The organism is Shinella zoogloeoides (genome assembly GCF_020883495.1).
Taxonomy (GTDB): domain Bacteria; phylum Pseudomonadota; class Alphaproteobacteria; order Rhizobiales; family Rhizobiaceae; genus Shinella; species Shinella zoogloeoides.
Genome location: NZ_CP086610.1, coordinates 117,752 through 135,194 on the forward strand (window position 1 = coordinate 117,752; position 17,443 = coordinate 135,194).

Consider the following 17,443-nt stretch of genomic DNA (forward strand, 5'->3'; position numbering starts at 1 on the left):
GACTGTCAGGATGGTGAAGCTGTCATTGTGGCTTGATCGTGAATAGCCGAAGTTGACCTCGTCCGGACACACTTGATTTTTGTTTGGGCGCCCCGGCTCTTGGGGTGTTGGGAGGGATGACATGGCGACACTCGATATCTTTCAAGGCAAGCCCGACCACGATCTCCTGGCTTTGTTCGCTGCCGCTCTTGAATTCGGGAGCTTGAGCGGCGACGGCAGCTCGATGACCCTTACCGATGGCGATATTACCGTAACCCTGACAGGCATGGGGCTGGCGGGCGCTGGACGGACTATATCTGGCGGGCAGATTGGCAAGATACTAATCAGCCAGGCTGGTGTTCAGGTCGCCGAGTTGGATTATCAGAGCCTTGTGGGCACGGCCGCCCTCCAAAATGCGATGGACGTCTTCGAGAGTTCTTCTGACCTTGAGGCGCGGGAAACGGCATTGGATGGCATAACCGATGTTGTCACGCTGGTGCGGGGGTCGGACGAGATCGACGAAATTTATGGCTCCAGCCAATATTTCACGGAGATCAATGGTGGCGGCGGCGATGACCTGATCCATGGCGGGGCCATGGGTAACCGGATCAACGGCGGAGCCGGCAATGACACGATCGCAGGCGGCTCTGGTAGTGACACGATCGATGGCGGAGCCGGAACAGATATCCTGACCTACCATGATGTCGGAAGCGTGGGCGGCATCACCGTTACGATGAACACAGTAGCTGCCAGTGGAAAAGTGACTGGTGGCGGTGTTGGTACGGATACTTTCACCAATGTCGAAATCGTGCAGGGCAGCCAGTGGAACGACACGTTCAACGGCAATGCGGGGAGCGACCGCTTCGTCGGCATGGAAGGTGACGACATCTTCCGCGGTGCGGCCGGCACCGACACGATCGACTACTCTTACGAAGAGGGCAACTACAGTGTCTGGATTAATCTAGGGTCGACGCGGTTCGAAGGGCTGGAGGCTAATACGGGGCTCGACAGCTACAATAGCCTCGACGTCTTCAACCAGATCGAAAACATTGTCGGGACCGATCTGGACGACATTGTCATGGGCAGTGCGGGCAACAATTTGCTCGATGGCCGTGGAGGGTACGACGTCCTTTTCGGCGGTGCCGGTGCCGACACGCTTTTGGGTGGCGAGGACAATGACTTCCTGGTGGGCGGCGCTGGCAACGATATTCTCGATGGAGGCGCGGGGGACAGCGATGCCGTAGGTTACCTGGAGGAGACCGGCACCCGTGGCGCTGTTGTTAATCTGAACACAGGCAAGGCCACGGACACCTTCGGCAATGCCGACACATTGCGCGGCATCGAAGAGGCGGAAGGGTCCGCCCGCGGGGATACGTTCACCGGCAAGGCGGATGGCTATTCGGGGTTCCGCGGCTTCGGCGGCGCGGATACGTTCAATGGCGGTAGCGATACGTGGCTTTACTACGGCCAGGACGCGAGCGTGGGTGGTGCCCAACGCGTGGTCATCAATCTGTCCGGCAGCGCTGTCGTGAATGCCGGGAGCGATAATGGCGCTAGCGTGGGAACGCTCGCTGCGGGGCGTGCCAAGGATGGCTTTGGCGCCATCGATATCCTCAACAACATACATCAGATCCGGGGCACTGCGGGGGACGATTGGGTCAGGGGCAGTTCGGGCGACGACCGTTTTCAGATGCAGGACGGCAATGATTACATCGACGGCGGTGCAGGACGGGACCGGGTCGACTACTCCCATGATCGCGATGAGGTTAATGGCGATCCACTCAATGGCGTTATCGTAAATCTGTCCGGCGACGACCTGAACGCCGTTGACATCGACCTGGGTTCTGGTCTCGCAACGTATTCTGTCGCGGCGGGTACGGCACGGGACAGTTTTGGCGCTATCGACACGCTGCGCGATATCGAGCAGGTGCGTGGCACCGACGACAACGACTATATGGTGGGCAATGACGGGGATAACGAATTCGACGCGCGCGGCGGCGACGATTTCGTTTATGCCGGTGGCGGCGATTTCGATCACATTCTCGGCGGCTCGGGCAAGGACTTTATCGACGGCCAGGCCGGCTTCGACATGCTGGTTTTCGCCGGCACCAATCCCGACGACATCTTGACGGCAACGCTTTCAGGCGCTCAGGAGGGGGCAGGCGTCGTGACGGGCTCCAGGGACGGAGGCGTGATCGAGACCGAGTTTCACAATCTTGAATCCTTGAAGGGGACCGGCAACAACGACACGATCACGGCGCAGGCAGATTTTGTGAACACGGAGGATGCTTGGGGTTTCAATGGCGTCCGGGGTTTCGAGGTTATCGGTCTGGGCGGTGCCGATACATTCACGGACCTGACCGATCCCGCAGAGGGCTACGGGTCGCTTCTCCTGAATTACGACGAGGAGAAATACGATCACGACGGCTTCGACGGCAACTGGAATGGGAATAACGGCGAGCGCGGCGTCAAGATCAATCTGTCGAATACCACGCAGGAAGGGGTAGCGACCAACCGCGCAATCGATACTTTTGGTGATACCGACACCATCGACGGCGTCCGGCAGTTCTTCATGACCGATACGGATGACAAGTTCTGGGGGCGCGAAGACGGCAGCAATGTCTTCGTCGATGGGCGGGCCGGAAACGATGCGATCACGGCTTCCGGCGGTAACGACGTCCTCTGGGGTGGGGAAGGTAACGATACCATCGATGCCGGCGATGGAGACGACGAGATCGATGGCTGGGACGGTAATGACACAATAAATGCCGGTGCCGGCAACGACTGGATCGGTGCGGGCTTCGGCGTCGATACGATCAATGGCGGAGCCGGATTCGACGAACTCGGCTACAATGGCAGTTCCCTGACGAATACATATCAGGGCCTCGTGGTTGCGTTGAACGGTGCAGATGGCAGCGGCACGATTAGTGGCGCGGTGACATTCCTTGGCAACAACGGCGAGATCCACGCCGGCAGCGTCAACGGAACGACCTTCCAGAGCCTCGAGATGATATCCGGCAGCAACGCCAACGACCGGTTCACCGTCGATACGGCGTTCACCAACACTGCCGACGCCGCGCCCGTCTTTTTCGATTACGCCGGTGGGGATCGGGGTGCGGGCGGCGCATTCGTCGTCGTTGGCAATAAAGGCGCTGACGTCTTCACCGACAATTCCGACGCCACGCCTTCGGGTGAAAGCGGTGGCACGCTCCTCGTCAGCTATCGAGGCGAGCAATATGGCAGGGATCGCGACGGCTATTGGGGCAACGGCGACGACGAACACGGTGTTATCGTCAACCTTTCCAGTATAGCGCAGGCGACAACGGGGTTCGATTTCCGTGGGATGGCGGGCGCCCCGGCCTCTATTGCCGCGCACACGGCCCTCGATACGCACGGGGATATCGATACGCTGAACAAGATCCAGATGGTCGATCTGTCCAATGCCGACGACTGGCTTTTCGCGGACGATAGTCGCGGCACTTTCGCCAACGGCTTCGATGGTGATGACCGGTTGCTCGGTGGGGGCGGTGACGACGTGTTCACCGGAGGCCAGGGCAATGACGTCATGTCGGGCGGGGCGGGGTATGATGCGCTGGTCTACGCCTATGAAGACGGTTGGGATGGAGCGGACGCCGCCGGTGTCTATGTCAATTTGTCCAGCGCGGGCCGGACTTTTTCCACCGGGGGCGGAGACGTCACCGTAAACTCCGGCCAGGCTCGGGATCTGTTCGGTGATACCGATACGATCTCAGGCTTCGAGCTGGTCGCCGGTACCAGCGGGGCCGATTTTATCGTTGCAGACGATTCCGGCATGCATCTCGCCGGGCTGGGGGGGCGCCGACCATCTCGAAGGTGGTGCTGGCGAGGACGTGCTGCAGGGCGGCAGCGGAGATGACGTTATCGACGGAAAGGGCGGTAACGACTGGGTCGACTACGGCCGGGAATACGACACGACCATGTCTGAAGATGCCGGTGCTGCGAGGACGGGCATCGTCGTGGATCTGCAGGCCGGAACCGCCACCGATACCTACGGCGATACCGATCAACTCTCCAATATCGAGAACGTCTACGGTACGAGCGCTAACGACATCATCCGCGGCGATGCCGCAGACAATATCCTGGTCTCCGGCGGTGGCGAGGATACACTCACCGGACGTGGCGGCAATGACACATTCGGCTACACGACCGGTGCGGTTACGGTCACCGATTTTACGGCGGGTGGCGATATCGCGCACCTCGGAAACGCACCGACGGCTGTCACCGATCTGCAAGTGCTGTTGGGATATGTCGATGAGGGTAATACGACGGATGCCGTTTTTGACTTTGGAAACGGCAATGTCCTGACCCTTAAAGGCGTGGACTGGAATACACTGACGGCAGACGATTTCGTGTTTAACGAAGGTCCCGCCATCGACACGCCCACGACGTTCGTTACGGCCGAAGGCGTGACCTCAGGGGTTGCCGACATCGATGCAACCGATCCCGACGGCGACACCGTCCGCTATTCGATCAGCGGCGCGGATGCGGGATTGTTCCGTATTGACGAGGAAACTGGTGTCATCGACTTCATCACTGCACCGGACTTTGAAAAGCCCAGCGATGCGGACGGCGATAATTCTTATGAGATCGTCGTCTCCGCCTCCGACGATATCGGCGACGCCACCACGCAGAATGTAACGATCATCGTCTCCAACGTGACGGGGATCACCTATAACGGAACCGCCGCAGCCAATACGATAAGCGGGACGACGACTCCTGCCGCGACGGGTGAGGAAGACATTCTCAACGGAAATGGCGGCAACGACATTCTGTCCGGGCTTGGCGGCAACGATACTCTCGATGGCGGTGCCGGCATCGACACGCTTATTGGCGGCACGGGAGACGATATCTATATCGTCGACAATGCGAGCGATGTCGTGACGGAAGCGGCCAACCAGGGCACCGATACCATTCGCACGGGTCTGGCGACCTACTCCCTCGCCGGCGCGGCGGGCCGTCTTCACGTTGAAAACCTCAGTTTCACCAGTACCGCAGCCCATACGGGCACCGGCAACGATCGGGACAACGTCATCACCGGCAATATCGGCAACGATGTGCTGAACGGGGGAGTGGGCAACGACACCCTTATTGGGGATGCAGGCAACGACACGTTGATAGGCGGCATCGGAAACGACGTGCTCGTCGGCGGCCAGGGCAACGACATCTATGTCGTGGACGCCGGGGATACAATTGTCGAAGCTGCCGATGAAGGCATCGATACCGTCCAGTCGGCGGCGACATTCTCGCTGGAATTGATTGCCAATGTCGAAAATCTGACCCTCACGGGGAGTGCGGCGCATGCGACGGGGAACGCCCTCGACAACGTGCTCGTCGGCAACGGGGCGGCGAACACGCTGACCGGCCTAGGAGGCAACGACACGCTCAATGGCGGCGCTGGCGCTGACACGCTTGTCGGCGGCACGGGTGACGATATCTATATCGTCGACAATACGGGCGATGTCGTCACGGAACTGACCGATGAGGGGAACGACACGATTCAGACATCGCTCGCGGTCTATTCGCTGAACGTTGCCGGTCGCGAGAATGTGGAGAACCTGACTCTGACGGCGGCCGCAGCCACCATGTCGGGCACCGGCAATGCGCTGAACAACATCCTGACTGCGCTGGGCAACGGGAACGAGAGGTGGCTCGGTTTGTCTGAACAGCTTCGGGCGTTTCGCTAAGTGGATTTCCGCCTCGATTATGCCGCCACCATCATTGGTGTCAGCGCGTTGAAGTAGGCCTGATCCGGCGTCCGCCGGTCAAGGGATGAATGTGGGCGTCTGGTGTTGTAGAAGTTCAGATATCGGCCGATGCCAGCGCGTGCCTCGGACACAGTCTTGTAGGCATGGAGGTAGACTTCCTCGTATTTGATCGAACGCCAGAGCCGCTCGACGAAGACATTGTCTCGCCACGCACCCTTGCCATCCATCGAGATGGCGATCTGTGACCTCTTCAGCACGGCGGTGAAGTCGATGGAGGTGAACTGCGATCCCTGGTCGGTATTGAAGATTTCCGGCCTGCCATGACGGGCAAGTGCCTCCTCCACCGCCTCGATGCAGAAGGCTGCTTCCATCGTGATCGACAACCGCCATGACAAGACCTTCCGGCTGAACCAGTCCACGACGGCGCACAGATAGACAAATCCCCGCGCCATGGGGATGTAGGTCAGGTCCATTGCCCAGACCTGATTGGGCCGGGTGACTGCCAGCTTTCGTAGGAGGTAGGGATAAATTTTGTGCCCTGGCGCTGGTTTCGAGGTGTTCGGGCGGCGGTAGATCGCCTCGATGCCCATCTTCTTCATCAGCGTGGCGACGTGTCGCCGCCCGGTCTCCAGACCTTCTCCTCTCAAGAGCCCTTGCAACATCCGACTTCCGGCAAAGGGGTAGTCGAGATGCAATTCGTCAATCCGGCGCATAAGGGCCAGATCGCCGTCAGACACCGGACGAGGCAGATAGTAGACGCTGCCACGGCTGAAGCCGAGAAGCTTCGCCTGGCGCACGACGGATAGCTTGTGCTCGCGGTCGATCATTTCTTTCCGCCCAGCAATCCCGCCTTGCCGAGCGCACCGGATAAAAAATCGTTCTCCAGTGTCAGTTCGCCGATTTTCGCGTGCAGCGTTTTGACATCGATGGTCGGACCCGACGGCTCCGCTTTCGTTTCATCGCCGAACACACCTGTCGCCCCCTCAAGGAGCTGGTCTTTCCATTGCTTGATCTGGTTGGCGTGCACATCGAACTGCTGGGACAACTCCACCAGCGTCTGCTCACCTCGGATGGCGGCAAGTGCCACCTTCGCCTTGAAAGCCGGGCTATGGTTTCGGCGCGGTCGTCTCGTCATGGTCTCTCCTGTTCCCGGCATCTAAGCCGAAGTCAGGCAGAAACTCCACTTATCCCCGCTGTGCAGATTTCCCGAGCCAGCTCTGTATCGAGAACGTCACTCTCCTGGCGGGCGCCGGTGCGGCCAATGTTACGGGCAATGCCCGGACCAACGTCATTCTGGGTAATGCCAGCGACAACGTGATCGATGGTGGCGTCGGCGGCGATATCATGCGCGGGGGCCAGGGCAATGATACCTATCATGTGGATGATCTGAACGACATCGTCGATGAAACCGGCAATGCCGGTGGCGGTGTGGACAAGGTTATCTCCATGGTAAGCTTCAGTCTCGCCAACACTGCTCGCGCCATCGGCACGATCGAGAATCTGGAGCTGGGCGGCGTTGCAGATATCGATGCGACCGGTAATGCCGTTGCCAATGAACTGATCGGCAATGATGGCAAGAATGTTCTCGATGGTGGTGCCGGCGGTGACACCATGCGCGGGCGCGGCGGCGATGACACGTATGTCGTCGACAACCTGCTCGACAGGGTGGACGAAACTGGTGCCGATGGTGTCGACACCGTGCGTTCCAGCGTGTCTTTCGATCTGCAAGGCGTCCAGGTCGTAGGTGGGGATATCGAAAACATCACCTTGGCAGGGGCGGCCGCGATCAATGCCTCCGGCAATGGATTGGTCAACACGCTGATCGGCAATGCCGGTGCCAATACGCTCGATGGCCGGCAGGGTGCGGATACCATGATCGGCGGCGACGGAGCGGACACCTACTATGTCGATGACGCTGGCGACATGGTGGTGGAAAGCAATGCCGCGGCCGCTGGCGGTGTGGACACGGTCCGCTCCTCCACCCTGACCTATACCCTTACGGCAAATGTCGAGAACCTGATCCTGGTGAGTGGTTCTGCGGCTGTAACCGGCATAGGCAATGCCGGCAATAACACCCTTACCGGTAACGGGCTGGCAAACGTCCTCGATGGCGCGGGCGGCAACGACAGGATGACCGGCCTTGGCGGAAATGACACCTATATCGTCGACTCGGCGCTGGATGTCGTGGTCGAAGCCGCGAATGAGGGCATCGACACGGTTCGCGCTTCCGCCAATTATACGCTCAGCGCCAATGTCGAAAATCTGACGATCGTCTCGACGGCCGGTGCCATCAATGGCACAGGCAACGAACTGGGCAATGTTCTGACGGGCAACGCCCTGACGAACACCCTGCGCGGCATGGCGGGCAACGACCGTCTGGATGGCGGCGGCGGTGCCGACGTCCTTATCGGTGGCGCGGGTAATGACACCTATGTCGTGAACAATGCCGGCGTGACCATCAACGAGGTGGCTGACGGCGGGTCGGGCATCGACACCGTTCTGTCGTCCACCACGTTCGACCTTAATACCTCGGCAAACGTGATCGGCGCCGTCGAAAACATTGTCCTGACCGGTTCTGGCAGCATCAATGGTTTCGGTAACGGTCTCGATAACGTCATTACCGGCAATTCGGGTGACAATATTCTGGTGGGCGGTGCCGGTCACGACACGCTGAATGGCAGTGGTGGCTCCGACAGGATCAGCGGGGGCGTGGGCCACGACATGCTGTTCGGTGGTGCCGGGGCAGATACATTCGCGTTCAGTGCGATGGATTTCCAGGGAGCCATGGGCGACCATACCGACGACATCTTCGACTATAGCGGTTTTGGCGGAGATGGTGATGTGATCGACATTGACAGTCTGGTTGGCGATCTGGTCGCGATCCCTTCCGACACCGGCAACGTGTTGCTCGCTATCCGTTCGGGGGCAGACATTCTGATCCAGGTCAACGAGGCAGCCCTCGATACCGGAAATGCCGACGCTTCGCCGGATTGGTCGGACGCCTTCTACATTCACGACGTTGCAATGGGCCAGGAGGATACCATTCGTTTCACCATGAATGGCGATGAATGGACTTTGGACACTGCGACGCTCGCCTTCGAGCTGGCGCCGTAGTGATTGCCGGGGCGCAAGACGTATTGGGCTAGGTAAACCGGTGCTGCTGGATACAAAAGACGTGTGCGCTGCGGAGGAGGTTGTAATTCCGCGGCGCATCCGCATGTGAAACGGTTGAGTAGTCTTGCCGCACCACGACGTTTGCCGTGGCCGATATGCAACGTGGCTGGCTCTCTCCTGCGCCCTTGCCCGGCTCTTTCCGCACGCCTCTCTTCAAAACCGGGGCCCGCTCGGTTAAGCAAAGGCGAGCGGTGTGTGTCTGACGCCGGCGATAACGGAAGGCGGAGGGAAGCGGGACATGACGAACCGAGAGGTGCCGCGCGTATTGCTTCGCGTGATCGTCGCCGGGGTGCTGGTGCTTGCAGGTTGCGCCGGCCGGCCGGAAGGCGTGATGGTGCCCAGCGGTGAGGCGCCGCCCGGCGTTTCGCTCGTCAATCTTCTGGTGGCCACCACCCGCGCGCCCTCGGACCAGCCCGGCGTGCTCTTCTCCGGCGAGCGCGGCACGCAGCTCGAACTGCGCGACATCGCCATCTCCATTCCGCCGGACGCCAATCGCACGATCGGGCAGGTGCAATGGCCGGAAAAGCTGCCGGCCGATCCGATGAAGCATTTCTCGACCGTCAGCGTGAAGCCCGTCGAGAACGCCAAGGCCGGCCGGGTCTGGCTCCGGCACAATCTTCCGAAGAGCAGGCGCGTGCTCGTCTTCGTGCACGGCTTCAACAATCGCTATGAGGATGCGGTCTATCGCTTCGCGCAGATCGTCCACGATTCGAAGACCGACGCCGCGCCGGTCATCTTCACCTGGCCCTCGCGCGCCAGCATCTTCGGCTATTCCTACGACAAGGAAAGCGCCAACTACTCGCGCGATGCGCTGGAGGAACTGCTGCGGGCGGCGGTCAACACGCCGGAAGTCGGCGAAATCACCATCATGGCTCACTCCATGGGGACCTGGCTTGCGGTGGAGACGCTGCGCCAGATGGCGATCCGCGACGGGCGCGTGCCGAAGAAGATCCAGCAGGTCATCCTCGCTTCGCCCGACCTCGATGTCGACGTCTTCGGCCAGCAGCTTCTCGCCACCGGCAAGGATGCGAAGGACCGGCCGCAATTCACGCTCTTCGTCTCGCGCGACGACCGGGCGCTGACGCTGTCGCGCCGCATCTCCGGCAATGTCGACCGGCTCGGCCAGATCAATCCGGCCGAAGAGCCCTATCGCAGCATGCTGGAAAAGCAGGGCATCACCGTCCTCGACCTGACGGCCCTGAAATCCGGCGACCGCCTCAACCACGGCAAATTCGCCGAAAGCCCGGAAGTCGTCCGCCTCATCGGCAATCGCCTGATCGACGGGCAGGCGGTGACGGATTCGCAGATCGGCCTCGGCGACCGGCTCGGGGCCGTCGCCCTCGGCACGGCGCAGACGGTGGGCAGCGCGGCAAGCATCGCCGTCTCCACGCCGATTGCCGTCTTCGATCCCGTCACGCGCCGGAATTACGACGACCAGTGGCGACACCTCGGCAATTCCGTCGAGAGCACGACGGAAACGGCCGTCGGGCAATGAAATCGGAAAAAGGCGGCCGTCATCGGCCGTCTTTCTCGTTTCCGGGCCGGCATCAGCGGACCCAGATGACCTCGCGGCTGTCGCGATCCACGAGGACCGGGCGCTGGTCGACATAGATGTAGCCGTAGCTCGGGCTATCCGGCACCTCGATGATCCGGACCGTCTGCGGGACGACCACGCCGGCCTCGACCGGCCCTTCCAGCACGACAGGCTCCAGCGGATGGCGCTCGACATAGGTGATCGTCGCCTCGGGAATGTCCGCGGAGATGCTGGCGGTCGTCTGGATATCCGGCGCATAGATGACCTGGCGGCTGTCTGTGCGCACGATGACCGGGCGGTCGCCGACATAGAGATAGGCGAGATCCGGGTGATCGGGGATCGGCGTCAGCACCACGGTGTCGTCGAATCGCGTGTCACCCGTCACCTGTCCTTCCAGGATGACCGGCGGCGTCGGATTCTCCATCACATAGATGCGGGCATCCTCGGGAACCGCGGCTTCCGCGCCGATGGCGAAGCCGGCAACCCCGCCGACGACGGTGCCGACCGGCCCGCCGATCACGGCGCCGGCCGCAGCGCCTGCGGCTCCGCCGGCCGCGCCGCCGAGAGCTTCCTTGTCGCGGTCATCCGCATGGGCGGCCGCGACGCCGATGAGGGCCAGGGCGGCGCCGGCCATGAGAATCTTGCGCATGTTCTTCTCCTTCGAAAGTTGGTTTCCCACCCCTTCGGCAGAGACAACGCGGCATTGCCGTGCCGGTTCCCGCGGAATTTCGGCCCGCGCATCCCGGTCCGGGACGTTCGGCGCCCGGTCCCGTCAGGCGGTATCGGAATCGCGCCGTGCGATTTCGTAGTCCTCGTTGTGTACCTGCAGGCCCTCGTCCGTCACCACGACGATGCCGTAGGCGCCCGGCTCATCCACCGAAAGCGAGGCGTTCGGCGCGTCGAAGGGCATCGGCTGCTGATGCACGGGGCTTTTGAAGATCGAGAAGGGGATGCCGCGATGCGAGCCGCCGATCGTCCGGTGAACGTGGCCGGCGAAGATGTGGCGGACATTGCCGTGTTTCAGCACCAGATCGTAGAAGGCGTCCTCGTTGCCGAGGCGGATGGCGTCCATGCCGGTAAAGCCGGTCTTGTGCGGCGGGTGGTGCATGAAGAGAAGGACCGGCAGGCGGCCGGCCGTCGCCAGCGCCCGGTCGAGCCAGGCGAGGCGCTTCTCGCACAGATAGCCGGCATGGCTGAGCGGATAGTCGTAGGGCGGGGCGAAGAGCGTATCGAGCAACACGACCCGGCAATCGGCAAAATCCACGACCTGCTGCACGAAGCCGTCCTCGTCCGGCGTGACATGGGTGAAGGTTTCGAGAAAACGGTGGCGATAATCGTGGTTGCCGATGGTGATGGCCACCGGCGGCGCGATCAGCGACAGAAGCTCGCGCAGCCGCTCATAGGACTGCGTGTCGGCGCGGTGCGTGAGGTCGCCGGTGATGATCACCCGGTCGGCATCGGCGTGATAGCGGTTGACGTGCTCGATGCCGGCGAGCAGCCTCTGGTACGGGTCGAGGCCGATGATCGTCGCGCCCTCGGGCACCATATGCAGATCGGTGAAGACGATGAGTTTGGTCATGAAAGGGTCTCGTAAGGGAAAGAGGATGGAATACGGTCCGGTCTCTTTTCGTAGCGCGCGAACCTGTCGCATGAAAAGCAGTTGGAACGCATGGCAATCTGATATATCAGGATGAAAGAGCAGCCGGACGGCCGGCGAGAACGGAGCATATCGACATGAGATGGAAGCGCACGATCCAGTTGCTGGACGTTCATTGCGAGGGTGAGATCGGCAAGGTGGCCATCGGCGGCGTGCCGAAGATCCCCGGCAACACGATCGCCGAACAGCTCAACCACATCAACACGGTCGACGACAGCCTGCGCCGCTTCCTGTGCCTGGAGCCGCGCGCGGCCGCGACCGGCTCGGTCAACCTGCTGGTGCCGGCCAAGCGCCCGGAGGCCGATGCCGGCTTCATCATCCTCCAGGCCGACCAGGCGCATGCCTCGTCCGGCTCCAACTCGATCTGCGTCACCACGGCGCTGCTCGAATCGGGCATCGTCGAGATGAAGGAGCCGGAGACGGTCGTCGTGCTCGACACGGCCGCCGGGCTCGTCAAGGCGACGGCGACCTGCCGCGACGGGCGCTGCGAGAAGGTCAAGCTCACCATGGTGCCCTCCTTCGCGCAGGAGCTGGACGTCGAGATCGACACGCCGCACTGGGGCCGCGTGCGCTTCGACATTTCCTATGGCGGCATCTTCTATGCGCTGGTCGATGTCGACCAGATCGGCACGAAGATCGAGAAGGGCAATGCCCGCAAGCTGGTCGATGCCGGCATGGCGCTGAAGGACCTTATCAACAAGTCGATGAAGGTCGTGCATCCGGAAATCCCGGAAATCAACGGCGTCGCCTATGTCATGTTCCGCGACCGCGATCCGGACGGGCTGGTTCGCACCGCCACGACCATGTGGCCGGGCCGCGTCGACCGCTCGCCCTGCGGCACCGGCAACTCCGCCAACCTCGCGACGCTTCATGCCCGCGGTCTCGCCAAGGTCGGCGATACGTTCCGCTCGCGCTCCATCATCGGCTCGGAGTTCGAGGTCGGCCTTCAGGCCGAGACCGAGGTTGCCGGCCGCAAGGCCATCATCCCCACCATCACCGGCCGCGGCTGGACCTTCGGCCTGCACCAGATCGCGCTCGACCCGACCGATCCGCTGGCGAACGGTTTCGCCATGACGGACACTTGGGGGCCGCAGGCCGGCGAGATCGTCTGAGCGACAGGATGACGGGCGCGGGGTTTCCCGCGCCCGCCGCCATCCCTGTTTCCGTGGGAACAGAGGGATGGCCGGGAGCGGCGCATAAGGGATACAGCCGCCGGCTTCCGCCGCATTGACGCGCCGGCCCCTATCGGTTCAATTCCTCCTGCGGGGCGTTCCCGCGAAAAGGTGCGCGATGTCGATGTCCAAGGCTTTCCATCCGATCTCTCTCAGCCGCCGGCTCTTTCTGGCGGGCGGCGCGCTCGCGCTGACGGGTATCGGCGTGCGCGCCACCCAGGCCAACACCGTCATCGGCAGGGCCGTGGCGGTTTCCGGCGAGGTCAACCGCCGGCAGGAGAACCTGCTGGAGGGCCTCAAGGCCGGCGCGAACCTGATGGACCGCGATTTCGTCACCACCGGCCGGGAGAGCTTCGCCGAACTGGCGCTGGGCGAGGATACGAGTCTGCATCTCGGCAGCGAGACGGAACTCCTGATCGACAGTTTCATCGCCGGGCAGGGCGGCGTCATCGAGCTTGGCACGGGCCAGATGGTCTTCGACCGGCCGGAGGGCCTTGCCAAGATCGACCTCACCATGCGCACCGCCTTCGGCATGATCGGCGTGCGCGGCACGAAATTCTTCGCCGGCCCCAATCGCGGCGTCTTCGCCGTCTTCGTCGAGCATGGCCGTGTGGAGGTTACCGGCGGCGGCATCACGAAGGCGGTGAGCCGCGGCGAGGGCGTCGAAATCAAGGCCCCGGGCGAAGCGCCCGGCGAGGTCAAGCAATGGGGCGAGGCCCGCATCCGCGAGGCCTATGCGAGCGCCGGCATTCGCTGAGGCGCTTTCGACTGTGTCGGTTGCCGACGTGTTTGCGACCCGGTAAGACGCCCCCCGACTTGGCGGAAACGAAAAGCAAGACGACGTGTTTACGATCAGAACCTCCCGGCCGGATGACGGCGAGCGTGCAGTCGAAATCTGGCGGCGTGCGGTTGATGCCACGCATGACTTCCTGTCGCAGCAGGATCGCATCGCTATCGAAGAGATGGTGCGCAGCTTTCTGCCCCAGGCCACGCTCTGGCTTGCTGCGGACGCGAACGACTACCCGCTGGCCTTCATGCTCATCGATAACGGACACATGGAGGCACTGTTCGTCGATCCCGCCTGCCGCGGAACGGGCATTGGTGCCGCGCTCGTGCGCCACGGTCTTTCTCTTCATCCGAGAATGACGACCGACGTCAATGAGCAGAACGGCCAGGCGGTTGGCTTCTATGAAAAGATGGGCTTCCGGCACATGGGCCGTTCGCCGGTCGACGGGCAGGGAATGCCTTATCCCCTCATCCACCTGGAATATATGGGCCAAGGGTTCGGTCGCCGGCCAATCAGCTTCTAGTCCAGCGTGAAAAGCTCCATCGTGCCGAAGCCGCGGATTTCGTGGCTGCCGATGGCGCGCAGCGTGCGGCTCGTCTCGCCCGCTGCCTTTGGGCCGACGCAGATCTGCGTGCCGAGGAACTTGTTGGCGTCCTGCAGGCGCGCGGCGAGGTTCACGGCGTCGCCGTGGGCCGTGTAGTCGAGCTTGCCGCCCGCGCCCACTTCCCCCAGCACCGCCATGCCCGTCTCCACGCCGATGCGTGTGCGGCCGAATTCCTTGTCGAGGAAGGTGGGGCGGCGGCGCATCTCTTCGGTCAGCGCGCGGATTTCGTCGGCGCAGGCGAGCGCCTTGTCGACATGGCGGTCGAGATCGTCCGGCGCGTTGAAGAGTGCATGCACGGCGTCGCCCACCACCTTGTCCACCATGCCGCCGTGCCGGGCGACGAGGGCGTTCACCTCGGAGAAGTAGACGTCGAGCAACTTGACGAGGTCATGCGGGCCGATCTTCTGGGCGAGGGCGGAAAAGCCCTCGATATCGGTGAAGAGCGCCGTCACCTGCCGCTCCTCGCCGGCCACGCGGCCGAGATCGGGATTGTCGATATAGCGCGAGACGACCGATTGCGGCAGGTATTGCGCAAAGCGCTGGCGGGCCGTCGCCTCGGCGCGGCGCACGTGGGCATATTGCAGCAGCCCCGTGACGAGCGCCGCCGTCGCGACGATGAGGGAGACGCCGACGGCATCCGACAGGAGCGCCGTGCGGGCATAGAGCAGGATCGACCCACCGAAGGCGAGGCCGACAAGACCGATGCCGGCCAGGGCCGCGCCGAGCGGGCGCAGCCGCGCCGCCGCGAAGGCCGCCGCCGCGCCGGCGAGGAAGGCGAAGCCCGCCTCCGCGGGCAGGAGGCCGAGGTCGCGCGTCGGGATATGGTCCGTCAGGATGGCGTTGGCCACATCCGCATGGATCTGCACGGAGGGTTCGAGCGGCAGGGAGGCGCTCGTTCGCAGGCCGCCGAGATTGGGCAGGCTGCTGCCGACCAGCACGACCTTGCCGGCAAAGGTTTCCGCCGGCACCCGGCCCGCCGCCACGTCTCCCGCCGAGACGGTGCGCGCCGCGATCGTGGCAGGGCCGCTTGCCACGAAGCGCAGGCTGCCGTCCTCGTCGAGCCGCAGAATGCGCGAATCGTGGCGCAGCCAGACGGGATCGCCGCCGAGCACCGGCGTGCGCGCGCCGGCCGCCAGCCGCGCCGCCTCCACGCCGAGCGCCGGATAGGCCGCGTTGCCCACGATGGCATAGGCCTGCACGCGGCGCACCACCGCATCCTCGTCGCCGACGAGGAAGGATGCCGCCGCTGCCGTGGACCTGTCCTGCAGGAAGGGGCAGGAGCTTTCCGTGCCCTCGATGAACCAGAGGTCCGGCACGCTGACCGGCCGCTGCAGGGCGAGCTTGGGAACGGGATGGGGCGCGCCGTCCGGCGCTTCGCCGATCAGGAAGCCGAGAACGGTCGGCACGGCGCCGATGGCCCCGGCCAGCGCCGCATTGGCCGGCTCGTCCGCCGCACAATCCGTGCTGAAGACGAAATCGAAGGCGATGGCGGCGGGTTTCGCGGCGGCAAGGCGCTGGACCAGATCGGCCGTCTGGGCGCGCGTCCACTCCTTGTCCGGCGCGCCCTGGAAGGCCTTGCGGTCGATGTCGACGACGGCGATCTTCTCGCTGAGCGGGATGGGCACCGCCTGCGTCAGCGCGTCGAAATAGAACTCGCGCTGCTGCTCCAGTGCCGTCTCGCCGAGGCAGAAGAGCGCCAGCGCGCCGGCAAGGCTTGCGACGAGGCCGGCGGCAAGGGGCCTGTATTTCTTGGCGATCATGCGGCTGGCGGCCTATTCGTCATCCGGCTCGGCAATGCCGTAGAGCCGGCCGATATGGCAATGGATGATGCCGTCGCTGCGGCGGATGGCGCCGGCCTCTTCCAGCGTCAGGATGGAGCGGTTGATCTTCGGCCGGCTCGCGCCGAGGATGCCGGCGATTTCCGTCTGGCTCAGCGAAAGCTGGAGATTGGCGCTGTCGGGCAGTTCCTCGCCGTGGATGGTGCGCAGCGTGGCGAGGAAGAAGCGCGCGACGCGGGCGTCGAGGTCGTAGAGCGCGATGGTTTCAAGCTGCTCCGTCGTCTCGCGCAGCTTGCCGCAGAGATAATGGATGATCGCCTGCGCGGCCGTGGGGTGGCGGGTGAGAAGATCGAGGAAATCGCGCTTGGAGATGACATAGCCTTCTGTCGCCACGGCTGCGGTGGCGTCGGCCGAGCGCGGCTGGCCGTCGAGGATCGCCATTTCGCCGAGCACCGAGCCGGGTTCGAGCTGGCGCAGCGACAGTTCCTTGCCCTGCGGCGTGATGAGCGAGAGCTTGATGCGGCCGGAAACGAGCACGATGAGATAGGTGCCCTCGTCGCCGCGCTGGAAGATCACGGTGCCGGCCGGCCATTTGCGATAGGTCGCGATTGCCGCGATCTCGCCGATCGTTTCCTTGCCGAACCCTTCGAAAATCGGAAAAGAACGCCAGAACGCGGCACTCTTGTTGATCTCGTTCATATCCGGTTTCCCCCGGCCGCCGGTACAAGGGGCCGCTCGCGGGAAATCTTCGCCCAGCCGCCGGGCGCTTGCAACAGAAAAGAACGGGGTTGCCTACTGGCAGATGCGCACCCGCTTGACGACCGTCCGCCCATAGGCGTCCGTGGTGCGGATGCGCTTGGTGATGCAGTTCTGCTGGTAGTGGCCGTAATAGCCCTGCCCATAGCCGTTGCCCGCATAGCCGGCGGTGGCAAAGGCGAAGGAGGAGGCCGCAAGGGCGAGGGCGAGAAGGGTAAGGCGCATGTCGTCTCCGGGAGGGCAGGGTGGGCGTCCCGT

General features: G+C 63.1%; 13 protein-coding genes. 7 read left to right on the forward strand and 6 right to left on the reverse strand.

Annotation, left to right across the window (positions count from 1 at the left end):
- The first annotated feature begins 121 nt into the window (after positions 1-121).
- Both K8M09_RS00565 and K8M09_RS23705 read left to right on the forward strand, forming a co-directional pair.
- Complete coding sequence (locus tag K8M09_RS00565; protein WP_160787933.1) at positions 122-3,874, forward strand: calcium-binding protein; 3,753 nt, start codon at positions 122-124, stop codon at positions 3,872-3,874.
- Positions 3,774-5,702 carry a calcium-binding protein gene (locus K8M09_RS23705; RefSeq protein WP_324256105.1) on the forward strand — a complete coding sequence of 643 codons (1,929 nt, stop codon included), beginning with the start codon at positions 3,774-3,776 and terminating at the stop codon, positions 5,700-5,702. The genes K8M09_RS00565 and K8M09_RS23705 overlap by 101 nt, the downstream gene beginning before the upstream one ends.
- Before the next feature lie 17 nt (positions 5,703-5,719).
- Here the strand turns inward: K8M09_RS23705 and K8M09_RS00585 are convergent.
- Positions 5,720-6,858, reverse strand: a protein-coding gene (locus tag K8M09_RS00585) for an IS3 family transposase (protein ID WP_229342049.1) whose coding sequence is annotated in 2 segments (ribosomal slippage) — positions 5,720-6,600 and positions 6,600-6,858 — 1,140 coding nt in all. Because the reading frame shifts where the segments join, the coding sequence is not laid out codon by codon here.
- 179 nt (positions 6,859-7,037) lie between these two features.
- Between K8M09_RS00585 and K8M09_RS00590 the strand changes: the two genes are divergently transcribed.
- Both K8M09_RS00590 and K8M09_RS00595 read left to right on the forward strand, forming a co-directional pair.
- The gene (locus K8M09_RS00590) at positions 7,038-8,837 is read left to right on the forward strand and encodes a calcium-binding protein (protein ID WP_229342052.1); all 1,800 of its coding nucleotides are present in this window, start codon (positions 7,038-7,040) and stop codon (positions 8,835-8,837) included.
- Between the two features lie 298 nt (positions 8,838-9,135).
- On the forward strand, positions 9,136-10,392 hold the full coding sequence (locus tag K8M09_RS00595; protein ID WP_160788084.1) for an alpha/beta hydrolase: 1,257 nt from the start codon (positions 9,136-9,138) through the stop codon (positions 10,390-10,392).
- A gap of 52 nt (positions 10,393-10,444) precedes the next feature.
- Here the strand turns inward: K8M09_RS00595 and K8M09_RS00600 are convergent, their stop codons facing one another.
- Both K8M09_RS00600 and spdA read right to left on the reverse strand, forming a co-directional pair.
- Positions 10,445-11,080 (reverse strand): DUF1236 domain-containing protein, encoded by a 636-nt coding sequence (locus K8M09_RS00600; RefSeq protein WP_160788083.1) that lies wholly within the window; start codon positions 11,078-11,080, stop codon positions 10,445-10,447.
- A 123-nt stretch (positions 11,081-11,203) separates the two neighbouring features.
- Positions 11,204-12,010, reverse strand: coding sequence for a 2', 3'cyclic nucleotide phosphodiesterase SpdA (gene spdA, locus K8M09_RS00605; RefSeq protein ID WP_160788082.1), 807 nt, complete (start codon positions 12,008-12,010; stop codon positions 11,204-11,206).
- 155 nt (positions 12,011-12,165) lie between these two features.
- Here spdA and K8M09_RS00610 point away from each other — a divergent pair, with 155 nt between their 5' ends.
- The 3 genes from K8M09_RS00610 (at position 12,166) to K8M09_RS00620 (ending at position 14,570) form a co-directional block, all read left to right on the forward strand.
- Positions 12,166-13,200 carry a proline racemase family protein gene (locus K8M09_RS00610; RefSeq protein WP_160788081.1) on the forward strand — a complete coding sequence of 345 codons (1,035 nt, stop codon included), beginning with the start codon at positions 12,166-12,168 and terminating at the stop codon, positions 13,198-13,200.
- A 184-nt stretch (positions 13,201-13,384) separates the two neighbouring features.
- Positions 13,385-14,017, forward strand: coding sequence for a FecR family protein (locus K8M09_RS00615; protein WP_160788080.1), 633 nt, complete (start codon positions 13,385-13,387; stop codon positions 14,015-14,017).
- Between the two features lie 85 nt (positions 14,018-14,102).
- Positions 14,103-14,570, forward strand: coding sequence for an acetyltransferase (locus K8M09_RS00620; protein ID WP_160788079.1), 468 nt, complete (start codon positions 14,103-14,105; stop codon positions 14,568-14,570).
- On the opposite strand, the gene K8M09_RS00625 is transcribed toward K8M09_RS00620, so the two are convergent.
- From K8M09_RS00625 to K8M09_RS00635, 3 genes are all read right to left on the reverse strand, one after another.
- Positions 14,567-16,408, reverse strand: coding sequence for a CHASE2 domain-containing protein (locus K8M09_RS00625; protein WP_380735862.1), 1,842 nt, complete (start codon positions 16,406-16,408; stop codon positions 14,567-14,569). The two genes, K8M09_RS00620 and K8M09_RS00625, sit on opposite strands and share 4 nt — an antisense overlap.
- A 15-nt stretch (positions 16,409-16,423) precedes the next feature.
- Entirely contained in the window at positions 16,424-17,128 is a 705-nt protein-coding gene (locus tag K8M09_RS00630) for a Crp/Fnr family transcriptional regulator (protein ID WP_160788077.1), read from the reverse strand.
- A gap of 93 nt (positions 17,129-17,221) precedes the next feature.
- Positions 17,222-17,410 (reverse strand): hypothetical protein, encoded by a 189-nt coding sequence (locus K8M09_RS00635; RefSeq protein ID WP_160788076.1) that lies wholly within the window; start codon positions 17,408-17,410, stop codon positions 17,222-17,224.
- Positions 17,411-17,443: the final 33 nt, after the last annotated feature.